Origin of the sequence: Enterobacter sp. ENT02 (genome assembly GCF_019219165.1) — a bacterium.
GTDB classification, from domain to species: Bacteria; Pseudomonadota; Gammaproteobacteria; order Enterobacterales; family Enterobacteriaceae; genus Enterobacter; species Enterobacter mori.
The window spans coordinates 352,922-376,485 of sequence record NZ_JAHUWD010000001.1 but is presented as its reverse complement, the minus strand read 5'-3'; the positions used below and the strand labels follow the sequence as shown (position 1 = coordinate 376,485).

At 52.4% G+C, this 23,564-nt stretch carries 20 protein-coding genes; 4 read left to right on the top strand and 16 right to left on the bottom strand.

Features of this window, described 5'->3' with window-relative positions:
• Positions 1-102: 102 nt before the first annotated feature.
• Positions 103-855 carry a DNA-binding transcriptional regulator YciT gene (locus KW829_RS01630; protein ID WP_010431736.1) on the bottom strand — a complete coding sequence of 251 codons (753 nt, stop codon included), beginning with the start codon at positions 853-855 and terminating at the stop codon, positions 103-105.
• 42 nt (positions 856-897) lie between these two features.
• The gene (locus tag KW829_RS01625) at positions 898-1,080 is read right to left on the bottom strand and encodes a hypothetical protein (RefSeq protein WP_010431733.1); all 183 of its coding nucleotides are present in this window, start codon (positions 1,078-1,080) and stop codon (positions 898-900) included.
• A 193-nt stretch (positions 1,081-1,273) separates the two neighbouring features.
• On the opposite strand from KW829_RS01625, the gene KW829_RS01620 reads away from it, so the two are divergent.
• Positions 1,274-2,143 (top strand): crotonase/enoyl-CoA hydratase family protein, encoded by an 870-nt coding sequence (locus KW829_RS01620; protein WP_010431731.1) that lies wholly within the window; start codon positions 1,274-1,276, stop codon positions 2,141-2,143.
• On the opposite strand, the gene pdeR is transcribed toward KW829_RS01620, so the two are convergent.
• From pdeR to KW829_RS01585, 7 genes are all read right to left on the bottom strand, one after another.
• Entirely contained in the window at positions 2,140-4,128 is a 1,989-nt protein-coding gene (pdeR, locus tag KW829_RS01615; protein WP_010431729.1) for a cyclic di-GMP phosphodiesterase, read from the bottom strand. The genes KW829_RS01620 and pdeR overlap by 4 nt on opposite strands.
• A 316-nt stretch (positions 4,129-4,444) precedes the next feature.
• On the bottom strand, positions 4,445-6,382 hold the full coding sequence (locus tag KW829_RS01610) for an exoribonuclease II (RefSeq protein ID WP_218307472.1): 1,938 nt from the start codon (positions 6,380-6,382) through the stop codon (positions 4,445-4,447).
• An 88-nt stretch (positions 6,383-6,470) separates the two neighbouring features.
• Positions 6,471-7,457, bottom strand: a complete 987-nt coding sequence (locus KW829_RS01605) for a CMD domain-containing protein (RefSeq protein ID WP_010431725.1) — start codon at positions 7,455-7,457, stop codon at positions 6,471-6,473.
• Positions 7,458-7,613: 156 nt separating this feature from the next.
• A complete protein-coding gene (gene fabI / locus KW829_RS01600; RefSeq protein WP_010431723.1) occupies positions 7,614-8,402 on the bottom strand; it encodes an enoyl-ACP reductase FabI in 789 nt (262 codons plus the stop codon).
• Between the two features lie 270 nt (positions 8,403-8,672).
• A complete protein-coding gene (locus KW829_RS01595) occupies positions 8,673-11,768 on the bottom strand; it encodes a multidrug efflux RND transporter permease subunit (RefSeq protein WP_010431720.1) in 3,096 nt (1,031 codons plus the stop codon).
• Between the two features lie 4 nt (positions 11,769-11,772).
• Positions 11,773-12,684 (bottom strand): ABC transporter six-transmembrane domain-containing protein, encoded by a 912-nt coding sequence (locus KW829_RS01590; RefSeq protein ID WP_010431717.1) that lies wholly within the window; start codon positions 12,682-12,684, stop codon positions 11,773-11,775.
• A 123-nt stretch (positions 12,685-12,807) separates the two neighbouring features.
• Positions 12,808-13,194: a hypothetical protein gene (locus KW829_RS01585; protein WP_010431716.1), complete on the bottom strand. Its 387-nt coding sequence runs from the start codon at positions 13,192-13,194 to the stop codon at positions 12,808-12,810.
• A gap of 273 nt (positions 13,195-13,467) precedes the next feature.
• On the opposite strand from KW829_RS01585, the gene KW829_RS01580 reads away from it, so the two are divergent.
• Positions 13,468-14,172 carry a response regulator gene (locus tag KW829_RS01580; protein ID WP_218307471.1) on the top strand — a complete coding sequence of 235 codons (705 nt, stop codon included), beginning with the start codon at positions 13,468-13,470 and terminating at the stop codon, positions 14,170-14,172.
• Positions 14,169-15,233: an ATP-binding protein gene (locus KW829_RS01575; protein WP_010431712.1), complete on the top strand. Its 1,065-nt coding sequence runs from the start codon at positions 14,169-14,171 to the stop codon at positions 15,231-15,233. The genes KW829_RS01580 and KW829_RS01575 overlap by 4 nt, the downstream gene beginning before the upstream one ends.
• Here KW829_RS01575 and KW829_RS01570 read toward each other — a convergent pair.
• The 7 genes from KW829_RS01570 to pspF all read right to left on the bottom strand — a co-directional run bounded on the left by KW829_RS01570 (position 15,214) and on the right by pspF (position 22,681).
• Positions 15,214-16,155, bottom strand: a complete 942-nt coding sequence (locus KW829_RS01570) for an ATP-grasp fold amidoligase family protein (protein ID WP_089600632.1) — start codon at positions 16,153-16,155, stop codon at positions 15,214-15,216. The genes KW829_RS01575 and KW829_RS01570 overlap by 20 nt on opposite strands.
• 180 nt (positions 16,156-16,335) lie before the next feature.
• Positions 16,336-17,142 (bottom strand): putrescine export ABC transporter ATP-binding protein SapF, encoded by an 807-nt coding sequence (gene sapF, locus KW829_RS01565; protein WP_089600634.1) that lies wholly within the window; start codon positions 17,140-17,142, stop codon positions 16,336-16,338.
• Between the two features lies 1 nt (position 17,143).
• Positions 17,144-18,136 carry a putrescine export ABC transporter ATP-binding protein SapD gene (gene sapD, locus KW829_RS01560; RefSeq protein ID WP_089600637.1) on the bottom strand — a complete coding sequence of 331 codons (993 nt, stop codon included), beginning with the start codon at positions 18,134-18,136 and terminating at the stop codon, positions 17,144-17,146.
• A complete protein-coding gene (gene sapC / locus KW829_RS01555; protein ID WP_089600639.1) occupies positions 18,136-19,026 on the bottom strand; it encodes a putrescine export ABC transporter permease SapC in 891 nt (296 codons plus the stop codon). The genes sapD and sapC overlap by 1 nt, the downstream gene beginning before the upstream one ends.
• Positions 19,013-19,978, bottom strand: a complete 966-nt coding sequence (sapB, locus tag KW829_RS01550; protein ID WP_010431704.1) for a putrescine export ABC transporter permease SapB — start codon at positions 19,976-19,978, stop codon at positions 19,013-19,015. The genes sapC and sapB overlap by 14 nt, the downstream gene beginning before the upstream one ends.
• Positions 19,975-21,615, bottom strand: coding sequence for an ABC transporter substrate-binding protein SapA (gene sapA / locus KW829_RS01545; RefSeq protein ID WP_218307470.1), 1,641 nt, complete (start codon positions 21,613-21,615; stop codon positions 19,975-19,977). Before sapA ends, sapB begins: the two co-directional genes overlap by 4 nt.
• A gap of 88 nt (positions 21,616-21,703) precedes the next feature.
• The gene (gene pspF / locus KW829_RS01540; RefSeq protein WP_010431700.1) at positions 21,704-22,681 is read right to left on the bottom strand and encodes a phage shock protein operon transcriptional activator; all 978 of its coding nucleotides are present in this window, start codon (positions 22,679-22,681) and stop codon (positions 21,704-21,706) included.
• Positions 22,682-22,847: 166 nt separating this feature from the next.
• Here pspF and pspA point away from each other — a divergent pair, with 166 nt between their 5' ends.
• Positions 22,848-23,516, top strand: a complete 669-nt coding sequence (gene pspA / locus KW829_RS01535; RefSeq protein WP_010431699.1) for a phage shock protein PspA — start codon at positions 22,848-22,850, stop codon at positions 23,514-23,516.
• Positions 23,517-23,564 lie beyond the last annotated feature (48 nt).

The following is a 23,564-nucleotide window of genomic DNA, read 5'->3' as shown; positions in this document are numbered from 1 at the left end:
TCTTTAGCCCAGGTTAAACAGGTAAAAACTCTTAAAGCAGGCTTCGGAATCATCTCAGAGAGAGGGAGAGATTTGCGCCCGTTATTCAGGCGCAGAGGAGAGTCAGGCAGGTTTTCTCACAATATCGACGGTCAGGCCGTCATGCTCAAGCTGCTGGCGATGTTCATCACTCAGTCGTTCATCGGTGATCACGCGGCTAAATCGGTTTATCGGGCCCATCATATAAGGATGTACGGAACCGAATTTAGAACTGTCGGTAAGGACAATTGCTTCACACTCTTTTTCCAGCACGGCATTTACTACGTCAGAACGCATCATATCCCGGCCGGTGAACCCGGTGTCAGGTTGCCAGCCATCAATACCAATGAACGCTTTGCTGAAATGAACCTGCTGGACATACTGGCGAGTGAGTGGTCCCACCATGCTTTCACTTTTCTTCTGGTAAATACCGCCCAGCAGAATGACCTCACAGCGCGTCTCTTTCAGCAGATGCGCAATATAGCTGCTGACGGTAATAATGGTTACGTCTTTTTGATCGGCCAGTGTGCGTGCCAGAAGGGCATTACTGCTGCCATTCTCAATAAAGACCGTTTCACCATTGTTCACTAAGGACGCAGCAAATTCTGCCAGTTCTCGTTTGAGGGCATAATTGTTCATCATGCGGGTTTCAACGTCTTCACTGTCCAGTGGGACGGCATAACCATGCGCGCGACGCAGGTAGCTCTGTTTTTCCAGAAGGTTAAGATCCTGACGGATTGTGACTTCAGAAACGCCGGTCGTTTTAGCGAGATCGACCACGCTTACGCGCCCCTGATCGATGACCATCTGCAAAATGATTTGTTGTCGGGAATTCATAGCATCCATTTAAAAAGCAAAACGAGGTCGGAAACGGTGGAGTCAAACTTCCCACGGGGCTTTTGGCTGGGCGCTTTCTGGCGCAGAATCGGAATCTTTGTGAGCCAGTAACTCTGATTTAAGGATCTCAAGATTACGGATCGCAGAGTGATAATCACCTGCAACCAGGATATCCAGCACCGTATCAATACGTCGTGCCACAGCCAGTGCATCAATGTCAGACATAATCTCACCCCAGGAGCGAAAAGTTAATATTTTCAATGATGCAGAAAAGGGGAACAAAAGAGAAGGGAAAAAATGCAATAACTAAAGTACATAAATGAAAGTGATAATTTTATTCCCTCTCATGCTGCAGGGTTAATGAGTGGATTAGTCTAAAACTGCGCGCAAGGCGCTTTTTTTTAAGAGGAATTAGACTATGACCGTTATCAATCAAGCAACCTGCACACTGTTTACCGATACTGAACGTTTCACTCAGCTAGCGGGCTATTATGAGGCGGAGCGTCGCACTGTCTGGATGATGTTGCGGTCGCAACCGCGCCCTTGCTTCAACCACGCATTAATAGAGGAGATCATGAATCTTTCCTGGCTGGTTCGCCAGTCCGGTTTTGCGGTCGATTTTTGGGTTACCGGATCGCTGGTACCCGATATGTATAACGCCGGTGGGGACTTGCAGTTCTTCGTAGACTGTATTCAAAACGGGCGCCGGGAAGCATTACGTGCATATGCGCGTGCCTGTGTTGATTGCGTACACGCCGCATCACGGGGTTTTGATACCGGGGCAATTACGCTGGCGATGGTCGAAGGGAGCGCCTTAGGAGGCGGCTTCGAGGCTGCGCTGGCGCACCATTTTCTCCTGGCTCAGCGCGATACCCGGTTAGGGTTCCCGGAGATCGCCTTTAATCTTTTCCCCGGGATGGGGGGCTATTCGCTCGTTGCACGCCGCTCAGGCATGAAGCTGGCAGAGGAGCTCATCTACAAAGGGGAATCCCATACGGCTGAGTGGTACGAACAGCACGGACTGGTGGATGTGCTGTTTGAACCGGGACAAAGCTATGTCACCGTCCGAACATTTATCGACACGCTGCAGCCTAAACTGAACGGTGTAAGGGCAATGCTGCGCGCGCGCACCCGCGTTTTGCAGCTGCCACGCAGTGAACTGATGGATATTACAGAAGACTGGGTCGATGCCGCGTTTTGCCTTGAACCGAAAGATATCGCTTATATGGAACGTCTGGTTATGCTGCAAAACCGCCATCAGGCGGCGGGGTTGCGCCAGGCCAGTTAACGCATCTTTCGTGACTGATAGCGCTTTAGCCATCGCTCGAAAACGGCAGCGGGCATCGGCTTAGCAAACAGAAAACCTTGCCGTTCGTTGACGCCGTTCTTAGTCAGAAAGGCGTCTTCTTTTGCGCTCTCCACGCCTTCCGCAATGACCTGCAGATTCAGTGCCTGAGCGACGGCCACAATCGCACGGACCAACGACTGCGAAATGGATTGTTTATGGATATCCCGCACAAACGACTGATCGAGCTTGATGGCATCGATAGGAAAACGCGCCAGCTGTGACAGGGATGAATAGCCTGTACCGAAATCGTCCAGATGAATTTGCGCTCCAAGCTGGCTGAACTGCTGGATGACCGAAAGGGCCAGCTCTTCGTTTTCGATAAGACAGCTCTCGGTCAGTTCAACATCGATAGGGCAATATTCAAAATTCAGATCCTTCAGCGCCTGTTTCAGGTCACTGAATATGGTCTGGTCTGCCAGTTGACGCGCTGATACGTTGACCGCCACCCGCAGGTTAATGCCTTTATCGCGCCATTTAGCCACCTGACGCACCACGTCCAGCATAACCCAGCGACCGAGCGGCACAATCAATCCGGACTCCTCAGCGTAAGAGATAAATTCCAGCGGAGGAATAAGTCCGCGCTCTGGCGATTGCCAGCGCACCAGCGCTTCCAGGCTTCTGACTTCACCGCGCCAGGTCATTTTCGGCTGATAGTGGATCAAGAGCTGGTCGTTATCCAGCGCTTTGCGCAGGTTGGTATCCAGCCAAAGATATTCGAACACGCGCTGGTTCATCTCTGGAGAGAAAACGCAGAACTTGCCTCGCCCGTTCTCTTTCGCGGTATACATCGCGGTATCCGCGTTGCGAATGACGCTCTCGCGGTCGTTGCCATGCTGCGGGGCAAGGGCGACGCCCAGAGAGCAGCCGGTATAAATTTCAATTAAGCCGATGCGGAAGGGTTGCCGTAACCGGCTCAAAATACGCGATGCCATGGCTTCCAGTGAGCCTTGCGAAGTATCGGTTGCCATCACAATAAACTCATCACCGCCGAGTCTCGCCAGCACCTGACCTTCATCCAGACAACTCAGAATGGCAAGGGCGACGGCCTGCAATAATTGGTCGCCAAACATGTGCCCATAGGCATCGTTAACCTTTTTAAAATTATCCAGGTCGAGATAGACCACGCCGACCTGAGTGTCTCCCCGGGTGGCGATGGCATCGGAAATCAGCTCGTGGATCGCGTTTCGGTTTGGCAGTCCGGTGATGGTATCCGTATTAGCCAGCACGCGCAGGCGTTCCTGAGCACGCCGCTCCTCCGTGATATCGGTACCGGAACAGATAAGATAAATTTCATTTTTACCGCTGCCGCTGTGAACAAATTTGTTTCTGAACAGAAACAATCGCTGCCCTTTGCGGGTCTTGACCCAGCGTTCAACTTCGTAGGAACTGCCGTTACGAAAAAAACCGGCGATATTACGTCTTGAAGCAGCGGCTTCGCTGCGGGTCATAAACAGTTTGAAGACGTTTTGCCCGATCACCTCGTGCTCTTTCAGCCCGGTGTACTCTTCACTCAGGCGGTTAAAGCGCTGGATATTGCCGTTCTGGTCCAGGATAACGATAACTGAATTGGCTTCTGAGACAACCTGTTCTGCAAAAGAGAGGCCCTGCGCCAGATCGCGCGCAACGGAAGGGGTATCGTGCCAGGCAGAGGCTGTACCGGCCCACTCGTTTCGGGTAATTTTGCGCCCGACCAGATGGACAGGAACATCTTCACCGTACAAAGAGAGGGTCATCGAGATACTGGAAGTGATAACGGTTAACTGGCGGATGAGCGCGGCCTGTTCATCATTCAGCGCGATCACTTGCGTCACATCGGCATTTTCACTGGTGGAGAGATGCAGAGCATTGCTGTCAGCGGTCAGTCGCCACCAGGGGCTGTGGGTTCCCATGTAACGAAACAGCAAATTCTGCTCCAAATCGTCCATCCTGTTTTCTCCCGCAGCTACTCATTAGCGCACAAATCATTCATTTGTTGTCGACTTTTCCGTTGTGATACAGCGGCAAAACCGAAGTGAACTTATTGTTTTTTCCCTGATTTCTTATAATAAAACGAGTCAGGTTAAAAAGGATACTCAGCAGATAAAAATTCACGTAACCGAATATCAAGGGATTCTTTTAATGTAGATAATTATGGCGATTTTGGGCGGGAGGAGACTGAAAATAGTCAGTGATTTTGTGGTTTGTGATGAGAGAAGAATTTGTCGACCCACCCATGAAGGAAAGGGTCGACAATTTAACAGCTTATAAGGCGACCGGGCGCGCAATAATGCTGCGCGTTTCCATGCGAACTTCAGCGATATTCACATCAATCACCTCAGTGACTTTGTAAACCGTTTCGCCTTTGATTTGCACGGTTCCGTTTTCCTGGCTACACACCAGTTCGTCGCGTACAGCATGCAGGAATGGCGCAGGAATGAAAGCAACGGCACCGTTGTCCACCAGACGTACGCGCATACCGCCGCGGCTGATATCAATGATTTCTGCCGGGAAGCGGGCATCCGTTCCAGCTTTATCATTCAGGAAGCGCGCGTACAGCCAGTCACCGACATCGCGTTCAGCCATACGGTTCAGGCGGCGGCGCTCGGCCATTTGCACGGTGGAATCATCCTGAGGACGTGCGACCGATTCCCCTTTGATAATCGCTTTCAGCAGGCGATGGTTTACCATGTCGCCGTACTTACGAATCGGAGAGGTCCAGGTAGCATAGGCTTCAAGCCCCAGACCGAAATGCGGGCCCGGTTCGATGCTGATTTCGGCAAAGGACTGGAAGCGGCGAATACGGCTGTCGAGGAAACCGGATGGTTGCGCATCGAGTTCGCGACGAAGTTTGCAGAAGCCTTGCAGCGTCAGCACTTCTTCAGGATCGACATGCACGTCATGCGTTTTCAGCAGGGCAGCCAGCGCCTCAGTGTTAGCCGGATCGAATCCGGTATGCACGTTATAGATGCCGAAGCCTAACTTGTCGCGCAATACGCGGGCGGCACAAATGTTGGCCGAAATCATGGCTTCTTCAACAATACGGTTAGCGATACGGCGTGGTTCAGCAACGATATCCAGCACTTCGCCTTTTTCACCCAACACGAAACGGTAGTCCGGACGATCCTTAAAGACCAGCGCATGGGTTTTACGCCATTCACTGCGGTTCAGACACACGCGATGCAACAGTCGAATTTGCGCGGCAATGGCGTCGTTTTCAGGTTGCCAGGTGCCGGTGTTTTCCAGCCAGTCGGACACGTCGTCATAGGCCAGCTTGGCTTTGGACTCGATGGTCGCAGCAAAAAATTCGATATCGTCTTCAATCGTGCCGTCGGCGGCGATAGTCATGCGGCAGGCGAGTACCGGGCGCACTTCATTCGGGCGCAGCGAGCAGAGATCGTCAGAGAGTTCACGCGGCAGCATCGGGATATTGAAGCCCGGCAGGTAGTTGGTGAACGAACGCACTTTTGCCATATCGTCCAGTTTACTGCCTTCGACAATCCAGGCGGTAGGATCGGCAATCGCGACGGTGAGATGCACTTTGCCATCCGCAGTCTCTTCTGCAAACAGCGCATCGTCCATGTCTTCGGTGCTGGCACTGTCGATGGTGACAAAGTCCAGACTGGTCAGGTCACGGCGTGACAGACCTTCGTCCTGCATTTCTGTCGCGACGCCGTCTGGCGCCTCTTTTTCAAGATTGTGACGCGCCAGCGTTACCCACCACGGGACGAAGTGGTCGTCGCCGAAGGTGATAAATTGCGTCAGCTCAGCATAGAAACCACGGTCGCCTTTGAGAGGGTGGCGGCGCATTTCAGCAACGGCCCAGTCACCCTCTTTAAAATCATGCTCAACGCCACGTGCAGCACGGCACTGAATAGCATCTTTCAGGAGGGGATGGTCCGGCACGATGGAAAGACGGTCATCTTTTCTGTGTACCTTGCCCACGAAGCGAGTCAGGAAGGGTTCAATCAGTTCTTCTGGCTCGGCGGACTCGCGTTCCTTTTCCGTATGAATAACCGCTGTGACACGATCGCCGTGCATCACTTTTTTCATCTGCGGAGGCGGGATGAAATAGCTCTTTTGCCCGTCAACTTCAAGGAAGCCAAAGCCCTTTTCCGTGGCTTTTACGACCCCTTCTGCACGCGGCGTCTGGGAATGCAGTTGCTGTTTAAGCTGCGCTAGCAGCGGGTTGTCCTGAAACATAATGTTCTATTTTCGTAGCCATTGAGCGGCTGACAGTTTTACGCGAATCTTACTGCTTCAGCAAGCGCTCTTTGGGTAAAAAATACGGTTATTCCGCTTTGCCAAGCGCCACTCGCAGGCGGTCGAGCCAGCCAGTAAATGCACTTTGAGTAAGCAGATTGATGGCGCGGATATCAGGGATCCCAGCATCAATCAGCGGCGTGAATTGTGCCGCGCTAAAACGATCCGGTGAACGGGTCAGTAGCTCTACTGCCGCAGTAAGCGCCCCGTGCGTTTGTGGCTCGCTTTGACGGTGATTGATCAGAATCTCGCCCGTCAGGTTGAGTAGCGCAGGCTCGTGGCTCAGCACCGGCGTGAGCGCCTGAAGTTCTGGCTCTGCTTGCCAGCGTGAAAGCGACTCAAGCTGGAATGGGGTCGCGTAGCGCAGTTCGACGACGGGCAGTACAGGGGTCCAGACACGAATAGTCACCGGTAAGGAATGCGGCGGAATATGGTGTCCGGGCAACCAGCGTACAGGATGCCCCAGCAACGCCTGAAACACCGCCACAACACGCGCCTGAAAGCCAATAAAGCCGATAATCTGGTTGATCAGCACAATGTCATAGGTTGTCAGGCCCACTTCATCGAGCTGTAGCTGCGCTTTGTGGTCAATGACGTCTGGTGAGCTGGCAAGTTGGCGGGCATATTGCGTGATTTGTGCCAGGCGGCGATTGCTTTCGCGTGAGGAGTCAGGACCAGGGAGGGGGGCGAGCAGGGCAGCGTAGTGGTTACAAAGTCGCTGAACACCACACGCCTGAGCGACCGTCAACGCCGTGCTGAGTCTGTCGTACGCACTGAGTGTGTGCAGTCGGTTAACCTCAATATTGAGCGGGAACAGAAGGTGGCACAAGGCCCTGGCGGGAGCGAGCCAGCCATGGCAGGCGGTGACAATCTTTTCAGGGAGTTCTAAATCGAGCAAAAAACGATCGTCGACGTTAGCGGCTTCGGGCACCAAAGGCAGGACATCCGTTTGCGAGTGGTTGGACTGGGTTTCATGATACCAGTGGCCTTTGCCGGAAAAGCGGCGTTGTTCCATGGGCGTTCCTTGATCTCAAAATGGCGATCAATATCCTGGCGTAAGGCGGATGAGGGGAAAAATATTGTTAGGTGATAACAAATAACAGAAGGGAATAACGAAGAGCGCTGCAGGGGGAGAGAAACTCTCTTCCCGGACGGGAAGAGAGTCACGCGCTTATTTGATTTCCAGCTCGTTCATGGCAGCGATGTTGAAACCGCCGTCAACGTGAACCACTTCGCCGGAGATACCCGCAGAAAGGTCAGAGCACAGGAAAGCTGCAGAGTTACCCACATCTTCAATGGTCACAGTACGACGAATCGGGGTAACCGCTTCGCAGTGTGCCAGCATTTTACGGAAATCTTTAATACCGGAAGCGGCCAGGGTGCGGATAGGACCTGCAGAGATGGCGTTAACGCGCACGCCTTCAGGACCCATTGCATTCGCCATGTAGCGAACGTTGGCTTCCAGAGAGGCTTTAGCCAGACCCATCACGTTGTAGTTAGGGATAGCACGCTCTGCGCCCAGGTAGGACAGGGTCAGCAGGGCTGCGCCCGGGTTCAACATCGCGCGGCAGGATTTTGCCATCGCAACGAAGCTGTAGGAGCTGATGTCGTGAGCGATTTTGAAGCCATCACGGGTAACCGCGTTCACGTAGTCGCCGTCCAGCTGATCGCCAGGCGCGAAACCGATGGAGTGAACGAAACCGTCGAATTTCTCCCACGTTTTAGCCAGTTCAGCAAACATGCCATCGATGCTTTCGTCTTGTGCAACGTCACATTCCAGAACAATGCTGGAACCCAGCTGCGCGGCAAACTCTTCAACACGGCCTTTCAGCTTGTCGTTCTGGTAGGTGAACGCCAGCTCAGCGCCTTCGCGATGCATTGCCTGTGCGATGCCGTATGCGATGGACAGTTTGCTGGCAACGCCAGTCACCAGAATGCGCTTACCGGAAAGAAAACCCATAGCTTTAATCCTTATATTCATTGCTAATTTTGCCTTGTAATTCATAGCGTTACAGGCAGTATTTCAAAATCATTCGAAATTAGCTCGAAATTATAGCCCACTCACAGCCCCTTGTGTCACGATATTTCTCGCACTTCTCCGAAGACGCCTGCCCCGAAGAATGCACCGCGGACTCGCGGGGGCTCAAAATTTCAGCATTCGTCCAGTATATCACCCGGCAACAGCTTCGCCTCATCCAACCAGAGAGGAAGGGTGATCCCACCAGGGTATTCACGCTTTCCTGATGTTGTCGACGAAACGCGCAATGACGATAAAGAAAACGGGTACGAAGAAGATCGCGAGAAGCGTACCGCTGATCATGCCTCCAAATACGCCGGTACCGATGGCATGCTGCGTACTGTCGCTCGCCCCCCTGGCCAGCATCAAGGGAACAACCCCTAAAGTAAAGGCTAACGAGGTCATCAGAATAGGGCGCAGGCGCTGGCTGGCGGCATGAATGGTTGCCGCCAGCAGGGGCTGCCCCTGGCGATGGAGTTGCCTGGCAAATTCAACAATTAAAATGGCGTTCTTGGCTGACAGGCCGATAAGCGTAATCAGGCCGACCTTGAAGAAAACGTCATTCGTCATGCCGGCAACAGACACAGCTATCACCGCGCCGATAAGACCCAGCGGAACGACCAGCATGACCGCAAAAGGAATAGACCAGCTCTCATACAGGGCGGCGAGTACCATAAATACGACCAGGATCGACAGGACGATAAGGCCCGGAAGCTGAGACTCCGATTTTCGCTCCTGTAATGAACTTCCGGCCCACTCGCCCGCCATGCCCTGAGGTAAATCTCTGGACAAACTCTCCATAATTTTCATTGCGGTGCCGCTGGACTCTCCCGAAGCCGCATTTCCGGTAATGCGAATAGCAGAATATCCCTGGTAACGCGTCAACTGCTGCGGCGCAACGTTCCAGGAAAGCGTGGCAAACGTAGATACCGGTACCATCTGCCCCAACCGGTTTTTCACTGATAATGTCAGTATCTGTTCAGGTTGCATTCGGTAGGGCGCATCGGCCTGAATAATCACCTGCTGAACGCGGCCGTTATTCGTATAGTCATTGACGTAATTTGAGCCTTGGGTGACGGAGAGCGTCTGGTTGATTTCATCAAATGAGACGCCCATCGCTTCCGCCTTTTCTCTGTCAACCTGGAGCGCGAGGCTTGTTCCTTCCGGCAGACCGTCTATGTAGACGTCACTCAGTTCAGGGCGCTGATTAGCGTGCAGGACCAGCGCGTCGGCAGCACGCTTTAACGTCTCGTAGCCCAGTCCTGCTCTGTCCTGCACGTACCAGGTGAACCCCGAAGAGGTGCCCATATCCGAAATGGCCGGCGGGAGCAGGCTCATCGTGACGGCATCCGAGACGTTCGCCATGCTGGCCTGTATATGGTCGGCTTCTTCCTGAGCCGTCGAACCCTGCCGATTTTTCCAGTCCTTCAGCGTGGTGAAGGCCATAGCCGAATTCGGTCCCGAACCTGAAAACCCAAACCCCAGGATCATTATGTTGCTTTCAATATCCGGCCGGGCCGCAATTTTCTCTTCAAACTTTTTAACCACGTTGAGGGTGCGCTGCATCGTGGCATCAGAAGGCAGCTGGATTGAGGACATAAAGTAGCCTTGATCTTCGTCCGGCAGAAAGGACGACGGTAACGTAGATATTCCTAAAAACAGCGCAGCGCAAAGCGCAACGTACAGCAACAGCATACGTCCGCTTCGCTTCAGAACGGCACCCAGCCCGGCTTCGTAACAGACCGTGAGCGAACGGAAGCGTGCGTTAAACCCTGCCGCGAACCCTCCACCTCCGCTCTTTCCTGCCCTATGCGGCTTGAGTAACGTTGCGCACAGGGCAGGTGTCAGTGTCAGGGCAAGAAACGCGGACAGCAGTATGGAGACCGCCATGGAAATACAAAATTGTCGGTAGATAATCCCGACGGAACCTTCAGCAAACCCCATGGGGATAAAGACGGCGGTTAGCACCAGCGTGATGCCTATAATCGCCGGGGTGATTTCCTGCATGGCTTGCCGCGTGGCGTCACGCGGGGACAGGCTTTTTTCCTCCATCAGTCGTTCAACGCTTTCTACGACCACAATGGCATCATCAACAATAATCCCTATCGCCAGCACCATGCCGAACATCGTCAGAATATTGATGGAGTAGCCGCTCAACAGCATCACCGTGAAGGTGCCAAGAAGTGCGACGGGAGCAACGATCGCCGGGATAAGCGTACAGCGTATCTTGTGCAGAAACAGCAGCATAACCAGGAAGACGAGGATCATCGCTTCCACAAATGTCTGAACAACTTTCATGATAGAAAGTTTTACAAACGGCGCGGTATCGAAGGGGATCGTAAACGCCATTCCGTCGGGTAACACCCGGGAAAGCTCGTCGATGCGCGCCCGTACGCCTGAAGCCGTACTCATTGCATTCGCGCCAGGCGACAGCTGGATTGCCGCCGCCGTTGCGGGCACGCCATTTTCGCGGATACCAAAGGCGTAGCTTTGCAGGCCAGATTCAATCCGCGCAATGTCGGACAGTTTCAGGCGGGCGCCGGATGCGTCAGATTTCAGGGTGATATTCCTGAACGCCTCGACCGAAGAGAGCTGTCCCTTTACGGTGATGGGATACGTTACACCTTGTCCTTCAGATGCTGGCTCATCTCCCGTTTTACCGGGCGAAACCAGGGCATTTTGCTGGCCAACAGCGGTAAGAACATCACTTACCGAAAGCCCATAGCTGTGGAGCTTCGTTGGATCCAACCATATGCGCAGCGCTTTTTCGCCGCCAAATAGCTGAACTTTCCCTACGCCGGGCACGCGACGAAGCTCGTCACTGACGTTTCTGGCAAAGTAGTCGCTTAAATCGGCTTCCTCAAATTGACCTGTCGCGGACTTCAGCCCCACCATCATTAAGAATCCAGAATTAGCGGCCTCTACGTTAATGCCGTTTTGTCTTACCGCCTGAGGTAAACGAGGCTCAACGATCTTAATCTGATTCTGCAGGTCCATCTGCGCCAGCTTGATGTCCGTGCCTGGTTTAAAGGTGACGGTAATTGATGCTGAACCGGTTGTGTCACTGGATGATTCGAAATAGAGCAAGTTATCGACTCCAGAGATTTCGCGTTCTATTAACGACACCACCGACGTATTCATGATATCGGGGCTGGCCCCCGGGTAACTGACGGAAATAATGATTCCCGGTGGTGCCACCGCCGGATACTGCGAAATCGGTAAACGGGGAATAGAAAGAAGTCCCGCCAGAACGATAAAAAGCGCCACTACCCAGGCAAAAACGGGGCGTTCAATAAAAAAATGAGGCATTAAATTAACGTCCAGTTACGTGAATTTCATCATCAGTGGAAACGCGTTTACCGATGTCCCTGAGTTGCGAAAACTTCTCAAGAAGCTGCGGTGCGTCATCGAGACTCGTCGCGAACATCCACATGTAGGTCATCACGGAATAGATATGTCCGGCGGTGATGCCGGTTGAGCGCGTCATCCAGACGATAGTCAGCGTAAAAAGTGCGGCAACAAGTACGCCAACCCACAAATAACCCCACGCCTCGCGGTCAGATAATGCGATACGTAAACGCGCAAGCGTGGAGTAATGTCGGTGAAGGGTGGCCGTACCCGCCTGATGAACATAATCCACTTCTTTTTCCAGCCGATTATTCAGGCGCATGAAAAGCCATTCATTTTTACGGGCATATCCGGAAACAAATCCCAGGAGGATAAGTACAATCGCAAAGCACATGACGCCGGCCCAAAATTCAAGAAACAGCAACATGATTGCAGCACCAAAAAGTGAACTCAGCGATGTAATAAGCAGGGGAAGGTGCATTTCAAAGAAATCCACATATTCGCGCGAGAGCGTTACCCTGGCGGCGATTGCCGAATGGTTTAGCTGATATTTGCGCTGTGCCAGGACGACGGATACCGCGAGTCCGGCATAAATGCGTGCAAACGTGCGGGTGTCTACGCTCCGTCTGGCCGCGCCGATGAACCACATACAAAGTACCATCAGGCCATACAGCGCGGCGTTAAGCGTCTCACCTGCGAGGATGGCATTTATCGTGATACCTGCCAGAACGGGATAAAGTAAAAAAGTGACGTTTTCGGCCACCACCAGCAAGAAAGTGACAACCAATTTTTTTCGGTGCCGTATCGCGAGTTTTTTAAGCGAGTGCATCACACCGACAGATTCCGAAGAACGGAGATTATTATTACGATTCATCATTATGGGTAAGTCGTGTCAGACTTTTTCAGTGTATTATTTTTGTGAAAAAAATGAGGTAGAGAGACTACCGCGTGCCTGTTTAGAGGATATGGGTGGTTTGTGGAGGACGTGTGGAGCTCAGATTCAAATCATTCTCATAATGAGGTACAGCGGTGTTCCGCCAAAAAAAATGATCAAATAACACTCGTAATAAAAAATCAGATCTTCGATGTCGGGCATCACGTTTAACAGCACGGTGAACGTAATAATGAGATAAACAAAAATCACCATTAACCAGAAGGCGATGACAAGTAGTTCAGTCAGCGCGCCAGCTTTATTTTGGATTGTCAAAGAGACAACCGACAATGCGATGCAGCCATACATGATGGGGGAAGAGGGTAGTGTCGAGGCGACTTTTTCGTCCAGTCTGTGTATCAGCACTAGCCAAATATATAATAATCCCCAGGACAGCATCAGGAACAGGGAATATATGCCGATTTTTTTAGGGTGAAAATATTTAGAGAGTTCCATGTTCATTATCTCAGCCAACTTCAGAATGTCTTTAAGGGACAGGATTAATTAGTTACGATCGATGAAAAGACGGCATATGCCTGCACAGCTATTTTGAACAGGCATTGTCGAGTCTTTATTGCCTGAATGTGTATGCTGTGTGGAGAAATAACAGGGAATTTAAATCCACCCCGGAAAATTTTGTGACCACGGCACTTTTTCCCGAAGACTGTGTCTTATTGTGCTAAAGATGTCTGATAGCGTGCTCAAAGGGATTTCACCCACGGAGATAAAATGTACAAAAATACACTGATCCTTGTCGTTGAAGATGAAGATGAAATCGCCGATATACTCATGAGCTACTTAGAACGCTCGGGAATGAAAACGCTTAGGGCCAGCCAGGGCGAGCAGGCAATAACGCTTAATCGCCTCCATAAACCGGATCTCATCTTGCTGGACATTCATCTGCCCCTATGTGACGGCTGGAGCGTACTTACCACGCTTCGTCAGGAAAGTTCTGTCCCCGTTATTATGGTTTCTGCTCTTGATCAGGATGTCGATAAACTCATGGGGCTGAGACTGGGCGCGGATGATTACGTGATCAAACCCTTCAATCCTTCAGAAGTTGTCGCACGGGTTGAGGCGGTGCTGCGCAGGACGAAACCCACGCTACAGCATGCGGGTTCCCTGCCGCTCAGAACGCCATTTATTACGGTCTATCCGGATGACTTCTACGTGGAAGTCACCGTGGGCGAAGAGGTTATCTCCCCGGTATTAACGACGACCGAATTTAAATTACTTACCTGGCTGGTGAGATATCCGCGAAGGGTCTGCTCGCGCGAAGAGTTACTCAACGCGTGTCTGCCGGAAGGTGATACTCTCGACAGAACGGTTGACAGCCATATGAGCAAGTTGCGTAAAAAACTGGAGCTTGCTGGCCTTTACGGTGTTCCCGAGAGCATCAGAGGTATGGGCTATCGGCTTGGGGAAAAGAAATGAACAAAGAGTCTGTCCTGAGCCGTCAGATCTTAACGTATATGCTGTTGCTGACGTTTACGATAATTGCCATCGCCATACTGGGCTCCTGGTTTTTTTACTCCTTTATTCTGGATCATCTCCCGGGTGGCGCTGCTGCGGGCGATGACGAGCAGATGACGATGTGGGACTGGGTATGGATTGGGACCGTGACAACGGTTAGTCTGATTATTGCACTCTTTTTCACGGTCAAACTTTCATCGCGAATACTCACCCCGCTTAACGCAGTAGCGTCCAGCCTGAAAAAGATTTCTCAGGGCGATTTGGACGCCCGGGCATTTTGTACCAGTTCCCGGCTTGGTGAGATCAATCACCTTGTGACGGATTTCAATGAAATGGCGGAAAAATTACAGACGCTGGATATTCAGAGGAAATCCTGGAATGCCGCTATTGCACACGAGCTGAGAACCCCGGTCACGATCTTACGCGGACGGCTTCAGGGGTTGGTTGACGGTGTTTTTACCCCGGAGCCGGTTCTGTTTAATAATCTTCTCAAGCAGACGGAAGGGTTAACCCGTCTGATTGAAGATCTCCGGGTTATCAGTTCGGGTGGCGGGGCGGGATACACCTTATATCAGTCCAGAACGGATCTAAAAGGGACAATACAGGATGCACTCGATACATTCATGCCCGAGTTCAACCGTAAGGCATTTACCGTCAATACTGAACTGAGAGATCAGCAATGCGTATTCGATCCATTACGCATCAATCAGTGTCTGACCGTTTTATTTGACAATGCCTTACACTATTCAACCTCGCGCAAACTCATCGTGAAAAATGGCGTTTCTGATAAAGGCAATTATATCCTTATTCAGGACGGGGGACCGGGCATCCCCAGGGAGTTTCATGATTTTTTATTTCAGCCCTTTCAGCGCGATAATGGCACCAGACATTTGAACCCGGAAGGCTGTGGTTTGGGCCTGTCGGTGGTAAAAGCCATCATGCTGGCTCATGATGGCGATGTTACCTATACCTTATCGACGCAAAACCATTCGATATTTAAACTCACCTGGCCCGACTCGTGAGATTCAGCGGCAGGTCAAATGTTCCTGCCCGCGATAAATGCCATATTTTTCCTAACTTAGCATCCCATTCCTGCGGGGTAATCGTCAGTTTACCGCGTCTTGGGCTTAAGGTTATTTCACTGAAATAGATTTCATCTTTCTTTAGCATAAGGTCAACGCGGCAGTAGTCAATTCCAGCCGCCAGCTCCTGGGATGCCAACAATGCCTGTCGGAACAAGACCGGTTCGCCTGGATCTGCTGAAGTATTCGGATATTCCATCTGAAAGGGTTGTAAGTTCCAGTGCCTGTCATAAACGTTGATAAAACCTTTGCCGTTATCATCCGTAAAATCCGCTTCAATATAGTGGGCAACGCCATGAAAGCAATGGATCCTGAGCATTTCGGGCGTTATATCCCTGTCAGCATCATCGAAGAGATCGATGAGTGGCTCACAAAGTATACTCGGCGCAATGTTTTTGTATTGCCATTCGCGCGTGGTGTAATACAAATTTTTCTTTAGCGCGAGACTCAGTTTTATACACGCTTCCCTATAGTTAAATTGCGCTTTGTTTGTACATATTATTGTGCTGCCACTGTCATGGTTGCACTTAAGGACGAACTTGTCAGGGAGTGCTGAAAAATCAATCTGAGACGCCCGGGAATAAACGCCAATTAGGGGCACCGTTTTCACTCGTTTTGTTCTGGAGGATACGTATGCCCGAACGGCGAGTTTATCGGCGAGCATTGTGTAGAGGTTATTATGATCATAGACCAGACGATGACATATTTTTTCACTCAACGTAGTGGGTGATTGAATGTCTGGGATTCTTCCTGAGGCTTTTTTAAGCCTGGTAGTATGGAAATGCAGGTCTGTGATTAAAAAAGAGCGGCATTTTCTTATTAGATATTCAGTGTATTTGAGAACGTAAGTGGCGTTATTCATTTCTTCTCCTCCGTAATTTCTGGATATTCTGGAGGGGAACTATTGATTTATTTTGTGTGAAATATGGAGCGGGGGTGGAGACGAAAATGCAAAGGATTAAATAGCGTATATAAACTATTTAATCCTTAATTCAGCTGAGTAATTTAGTTCAGTGCTGCGTCAGGAGCGTCTATCTCGTGCTTATCGATCTTTTCTCCACGCATCGGCGGTCAATGCTTCACCGAAATGCCCGGCGATGAGCCGTTTTGTCAAATCGTGCAGCGGGGAGGCCAGCACATCAGCCGTACTTCCTCGTTCGACAACTTCACCCTGGTGCATCACCATGACCTGGTCGCTGATGTGTTTCATCATGCCAAGATGCTGGGTCACGTAGATATAAGAGATACCCTGTTTTTCCTGTAATTCCAGCATCAGGTTAATTAACTGCGAACGCATCGACATATCCAGCGAGGCAAGGGCTTCATCGGCAATAATCACCTTAGGACGCAGAATCAACGCGCGTGCCAGCCCCAGACGTTGTTTCTGACCCGGTGCAAGCATGTGCGGGTAGTAGCTTACATGATCGGGAAGCAGTCCGACTAAACGCAGCGTTTCGACGATGCGTTTACGTCGGGCTTCAGGCTCCAGGTCGGTATTCAACCGCAGCGGGAAATCCAGGATCTGCGAAATTCGCTGGCGCGGATTGAGGGAAGTAGACGGATCCTGAAAGATCATGCGGATGCGCTGGCTGCGGAAAGAGTAGTCACCAAATTTTAGCGGGTGATCGTCAATCAGCACTTCGCCATCGGTTGGCTCAACCATGCCCGCCAGCATTTTCGCCAGCGTGGATTTTCCGGAACCGTTCTCGCCAATGATCGCCAGCGTCTGTTTCTCGCGCAGCGTGAAGCTCAACGGCTTTACCGCCTCTACGGTCTGGCGGTGAAAGAGCCCTGTGCGGTAGCGAAATGTCTTACTCAGGTTACGAACTTCCAGTAAGGTTTCGACCATTTCACTCTCTCTCCATGTTCAGCGGGAAATGACAGGCGTAAAGGTGGCTTTTCGCCCCTGTGAGACGCGGCGTCTCAATGCATTTACGCTGAGCGTAGGGACAACGTGGCCCCAGACGGCAGCCAATAGGCAACGACTCCAGCAGGGGAATGGCACCCGGCAAAGTATTCAGACGGCTTTTATGCGGCATCGCGCTACCGAAATCCGGTATCGCGCGGATCAGTGCCTGGGTGTATGGATGATGCGGTGTATTTACCAGATCTTCACTGACGGCAGTTTCGACCGTCTGACCGCAATACATCACGTCAATTTTATCCGCCCATTTGCTCAGCATCTGCAGGTCATGGCTGATCAGCAAAATGGTGGTGTTATTGTTCTGATTAAGACGCGTCAGCAGGCGGAAAATTTGCGCCTGCGTGGTGGGCTCCATCGCGTTTGTGGGTTCATCAGCAATCAGCAGGCGTGGCTGGTTTGCCAGCGCGATGGCAATCATCACTTTTTGACATTCGCCGTCGGTCAGTTCGTAAGGGAAGCTACGCATCGCGTCTTTGTGATCTTTAATCCCGACACGGTGCAGTAGCTCAATGGCACGGCGCTTGCGCCAGCCAAAACGCTGCCACCAGCGTCCTTTATAGGTCCAGCCGGGGATGTTCTGCATCAGCTGTTTACCCACGCGCTCGGATGGGTCAAGACAGGATTGCGGCTCCTGGAAAATCATCGACACGTTATGACCCACCAGCTTGCGGCGTTCCCGAGGGGAGAGGCGCAGCAGGTCGATATCATCAAAGCGCATGCGGTCAGCGGTGACGCGCCAGTTGTCCTTCGCCACGCCGCAGATGGCTTTGGCGATCAAGCTCTTACCGGAGCCAGATTCTCCAACCAGCCCGCGGATTTCGCCTTCAGCAAGCGTGATGCTGATGCGGTCCACTGCCTTCACCCAGCCTTCACCGGTCTTGAATTCGATTGTCAGGTTGCGGATATCAAGTAACGGCATTATTCCACCCCCGCATTAATCGCACGGCGAATGCCGTCGCCCAGCAGGTTAACCAGCAGTACGCTCACCATAATGGCTGCCCCTGGCAGCATGACCGTCCACGGTGCGACATAGATAAGCTCCAGGGCATCACCGAGCATTGCACCCCATTCAGGGGAGGGCAGTTGCGCCCCCAGATCGAGGAAACCCAGCGCGGCGATGTCCAGGATAGCCATCGACAGGGCGCGGGTGATCTCTGTGACCAGTCCGGCAGCAATGTTTGGCAATACGGCAAACCACAAAATATTAAACGTGGTCGCGCCGTCCAGACGGGCCGCGACAACGTACTCTTTTTCCAGCTCGTCATGCACCAGGCTGTATACCGAGCGAACCAGACGCGGCAGGATCGCCAGCCAGACGGCAAACATCGCGTGTGACAGATGTGGCCCAGCGAACGCCACGACGATAATGGCAAGCAGCAAAGATGGAATAGAGAGCAGGGTATCCAGAATGTGGTTCAGCACCGCCGAACGCAGGCCGTGAGTAGAGCCTGCAAAAATGCCCAGTGCCAGGCCGCAGATCGTGGCCGCCAGCGTAACCACAAACGCACCGCCCACCGTCGGGGCCGCGCCGCTCAGAAGGCGGCTTAACACGTCACGTCCAAGATCGTCAGTCCCGAGGAAGAAGGAGACTTCACCATAGCGGGACCACGAAGGCGGCAAAAGTTGATAGCCAAGGAACTGCTGATCGATGCCATAGGGTGCAAACCACGAACCCAACACGCACAGCAAGGCCAGGCCAGCGCAGCCGTAAAGGCCGATCATAGCCGTGGTGTCACCATAGAATTTACGCCACACGGTACGTAGCGCACCGGGCGTGCGCTTTTCACTGTATACGCTATCGTAAGGCATACCATTCCTTATGCTTCAGAGGGTTGGCCATGGCACCCAAAATATCGGAAAGAACGTTCACAATAATCACCAGTGAGCCAATCACCATCACACCGGCGGAGATCGCTGCGTAATCCTGCTGGCGAATGGCGTTGATCATCCAGCGCCCCAGACCCGGCCAGCTAAAGACCATCTCCGTGATCATCGCCAGCGTGAGCATGGTAGAGAATTGTAATCCCAGGCGGGGAATAACCGGCGGCAGCGCATTGTGCAGCACATGGCGACGCAGAATAGTCAGACGCGACAGCCCGCGCGTGGCGGCCGCTTTGACGTAGTTTTGATCGAACACCTCAATGGTGCTGATGCGCATCAGGCGGATCACTTCGGTGGTAGGCGCAACGGCTAAAGTCAGAACCGGCAGCACCATATGACGCAGCGCACTCATGATCATCTCATCGCGCCAGACCGAATCCGAAAGCCATGCATCGATGATGGCAAACCCGCTCACCGTTTTAACCGTATAAAGCAGATCGAATCGCCCGGAAACCGGCAGCCAGCCCAGCGTCAGAGAGAAGAAGAGGGTGAGCAACAGCGCCAGCCAAAATACCGGGATTGAAAAGCCGAGCAGCGCAATGGCGCTGATAAATTTATCCTGCCATTTATTGCGATAAATGCCCGCCAGCATCCCCACGGGAATGCCCACCATCAAAGCAAAGCCAAAAGCCAGGATGCACAGTTCCATGGTCGCCGGGAAAACCTCTTTCAACTGTTCTGAGATCAGCTGTCCGTTAATGCTGGAAACCCCGAAGTCCCAGTGCAGTACGCCGTTAAACCAGAACAGCCACGCATCCCACAGTGACGACCCCTGAAGCGGGGCGTGGGGCGTGAAATAGCTCAGGCTAAAGCCCACGAAGGTCAAAAAGAACAGCGTAACCAACAGCAACAGCAGACGGCGCAAGGTAAATATGATCATGGTTTCTTCACCTCTTGCTCTTTTTCACGAGTGACCCCTGCGAAGGAGGCGTTGCCAAACGGACTCAGTACCAGCCCTTTAATATCGTACCGATAGGCCTGCAAGCGCAGGGATGAGGCCAGCGGGAGCACCGGGAGTTCCCGAGCCAAAATATTCTGAGCTTCGTCGTAGGCTTCTATCCGCGACGCAAGCTGTTGTGAGGCGAGCGCTTTTTGTAACACGGCATCAAATTCCCGATGACACCAGTGCGCGTAGTTGGTCTGCGAGTTAATCGCGGCGCAGCTGAGCAACGGGCGGAAGAAGCTGTCCGGGTCGTTACTGTCGGTAGACCAGCCCGCCAGCGTCAAATCATGGTTCATATCCATCAGGCGAGCCTCCTGGAAACGACCTTCGACAGGGACGATGATCACTTTAACGCCCACCTGCGCCATATCGGCCTGCAACAGTTCCGCTGTTTTCAGCGGGCTTGGGTTCCACGCCTGTGAACTGGTCGGCACCCAGAGTTGCAGCGTCAGGTTTTCCGCTCCCAGAGCCTTGAGCTGTTCGCGCGCTTTCGCCGGATTGTATTCCGTAATTTTAGCTTCGCCGTCGTAGGCCCAGGAGGCTCTCGGTAAAATAGAAGCCGCCGTTTCTGCGGTACCGTAGTAAATCGACTGCATCAGACGCTGGTTATTGATTGCTAACGCCAGCGCGTGGCGAACGGCAGGATTGTTCAGCGGCGGTTTGTCGGTGTTGAACGCCAGATAGGCAATGTTCATCCCCGGACGCAATGTCAGGCGCAGACGCGGATCGTCACGCAGAATGGTCAGCTGGCTGGCTGCTGGCCAGGCAAGCACATCGCACTCACCGGTTAACAGCTTCGAAAGACGTCCTGTACCGCCAGAGCCCAGATCGACAACCACCTGGGGCATCAGCGGCGTGCCGCGCCAGAAATGTTCGTGACGCTGCAGGCGAATAAACTGTCCGGCACGATACTCTGCCAGCTGGAACGGGCCAGTGCCGACAGGCTGGCGGTCGAGCAGTTCCTGGCGATCTTTTTTCGTCAACGTAGCCGCGTATTCTGCCGACATCACTGACGCATAGTGCGTTGCCAGATGCCAGAGGAAAGAGGCATCCGGGCGAACCAGCCGGAACTCCACCGTCCGGTTATCCAGCTTGCGCACGCTTTTGACGGTATCGGCAAACTGCAGACTGTCGAAATAGGGGAAGTTTTCGCCGTTAACGTTATGCCACGGATGGTGACGGTCAAAGATGCGCTGGAAGGTAAACACCACGTCATCCGCGTTCAGTTTGCGAGTTGGGGTAAACCATGGCGTGCGCTGGAAGTCGACATCATCGCGGAGATGGAAACGGTAGGTTGCGCCGTTATCCAGCACTTCCCAGCTCTCAGCAAGCTCTGGCACCAGGCGGTAGGTATACGGATCAACATCAAGCAGACGATCGTACAGCTGTGCGGCCAGCGTATCGACAATCAGGCCGCTACCCGCTTTTTGCGGGTTAAAGGTATCAACTTGCCCGCTGACGCAATAGACAAATCCGCTATCGCGAATATCAGGGAGCGCAGATCGCTCAGGCGCAGCAACAGCCAGGTTGCTGAACAGACCGAGTGCCAACAAGGACGATAAAACCAGACGCATAATTTTTAAGGTTTTTAGGTTCGATCTGCAAAGTGTATCGCACTTACACCTGCTTCGTAAAAATGTCTGCAGATAAGTGCTGATAATGTCAGCGCATTTGATGCTTTTTGAGCAATGCCCTTAATTGATGGTAGGTCAGACCCAGCAAATCAGCCGCCTGTTTCTGGTTATATTTCGCCTGCTGGAGGCTCTGTTCCAGTAACTGCTGTTCCTGTTTATGCTGAAATTGACGCAAATCAAGCGGCAGAGACGGCGCGTCAGTGTTATCGACAGGCACAACAGCGGGCCGAGCGTTGCGCTTAAACGGGTCGAGAATAATGTTGTCCAGTTCGGTTTCGCTACTGCCGTGGCGATAAACCGAACGCTCTACCACGTTTTTCAGTTCACGAATATTCCCCGGCCACGGGTAGCCGAGCAGGGTTTCTGTGGCGTAATCGCTGAAGCCGGGGAAAAGAGGCAGACCCAGCTCACGGCACATCTGGATGGCAAACTGCTCTGCCAGCAGCATGATGTCGCTGCGCCTTTCACGCAGCGGCGGCAGTTGTACGACGTCAAACGCCAGCCTGTCGAGCAGGTCTGCGCGAAATGTATCTTCCGCCACCATTTCCGGCAGATTGGCGTTGGTCGCGCAGACCAGACGCACGTTAACCTGCAGCGGCTGGCTTCCGCCGACGCGCTCCAGCTCGCCATATTCAATGACGCGCAGCAGCTTTTCCTGAACCAGCATTGGGGCTGTCGCCAGTTCATCGAGGAACAGTGTGCCGCCATCTGCACGCTCGAACCGTCCGGGATGGCGTTTTTGTGCACCGGTAAACGCACCCGCTTCATGACCAAACAGTTCAGTGTCGAGCAGATTCTCATTCAACGCCGCGCAGTTTAGTGAAATAAATGGCCCATCCCAGCGCCCGGATAAATAGTGGAGACGGTTGGCTATCAGTTCCTTACCCGTACCGCGCTCGCCGATAATGAGTACCGGTTTATTGAGAGGCGCCAGGCGCGAAACCTGTTCAAGAACTTCAAGAAAACTGTTCGCTTCACCCAGTAAGTTGTCTTTGTATCCGGTCATGATGAAATTAACCACTCCTTAGTGATATTCACCAGGTGAGGATAGTGCCATAATGTGCAAATATCAATCACATCTAATAATATCAATGAGATAAAAAGTTGGCATGGGATTTGTATTATCTCTGTAGCAGGGCATCGCCCGATAACAGAAATATGAGGATTTGATTATGGGTATTTTTTCTCGTTTTGCCGACATCGTGAACGCCAATATCAACTCACTGCTTGAGAAAGCGGAAGATCCACAGAAGCTGGTGCGTCTGATGATTCAGGAAATGGAAGACACGCTGGTTGAAGTGCGTTCCACCTCCGCTCGTGCGCTGGCTGAGAAAAAGCAGCTCACGCGTCGCATTGAGCAGGCGACCACCCAGCTCAACGAATGGCAGGAAAAAGCCGAACTGGCGTTACGTAAAGATAAAGAAGACCTCGCTCGTGCCGCGCTAATTGAAAAACAGAAGTTGTCAGATGTTGTAACCGCGCTCGAACACGAAGTGACGCTGGTTGATGACACGCTCTCTCGTATGAAGAAAGAGATCGGCGAGCTTGAGAATAAACTCAGCGAAACCCGCGCTCGTCAACAGGCGCTGACGCTTCGCCACCAGGCGGCAAGCTCTTCCCGTGACGTTCGCCGTCAGCTGGATAGCGGTAAGCTGGACGAAGCGATGGCCCGTTTCGAATCTTTCGAACGCCGTATCGACCACATGGAAGCGGAAGCGGAAAGTCACAGTATCGGTAAGCAGAAAACGCTGGATCAGCAGTTTGCCGATTTGAAAGCCGACGACGAAATCAGCGAGCAGCTGGCGGCGTTGAAAGCCAAAATGAAGCAAGACAACCAGTAATAATTCGTGCGGCACCTGAGCGTGCCGCATCATAAAACAAGGAGTACA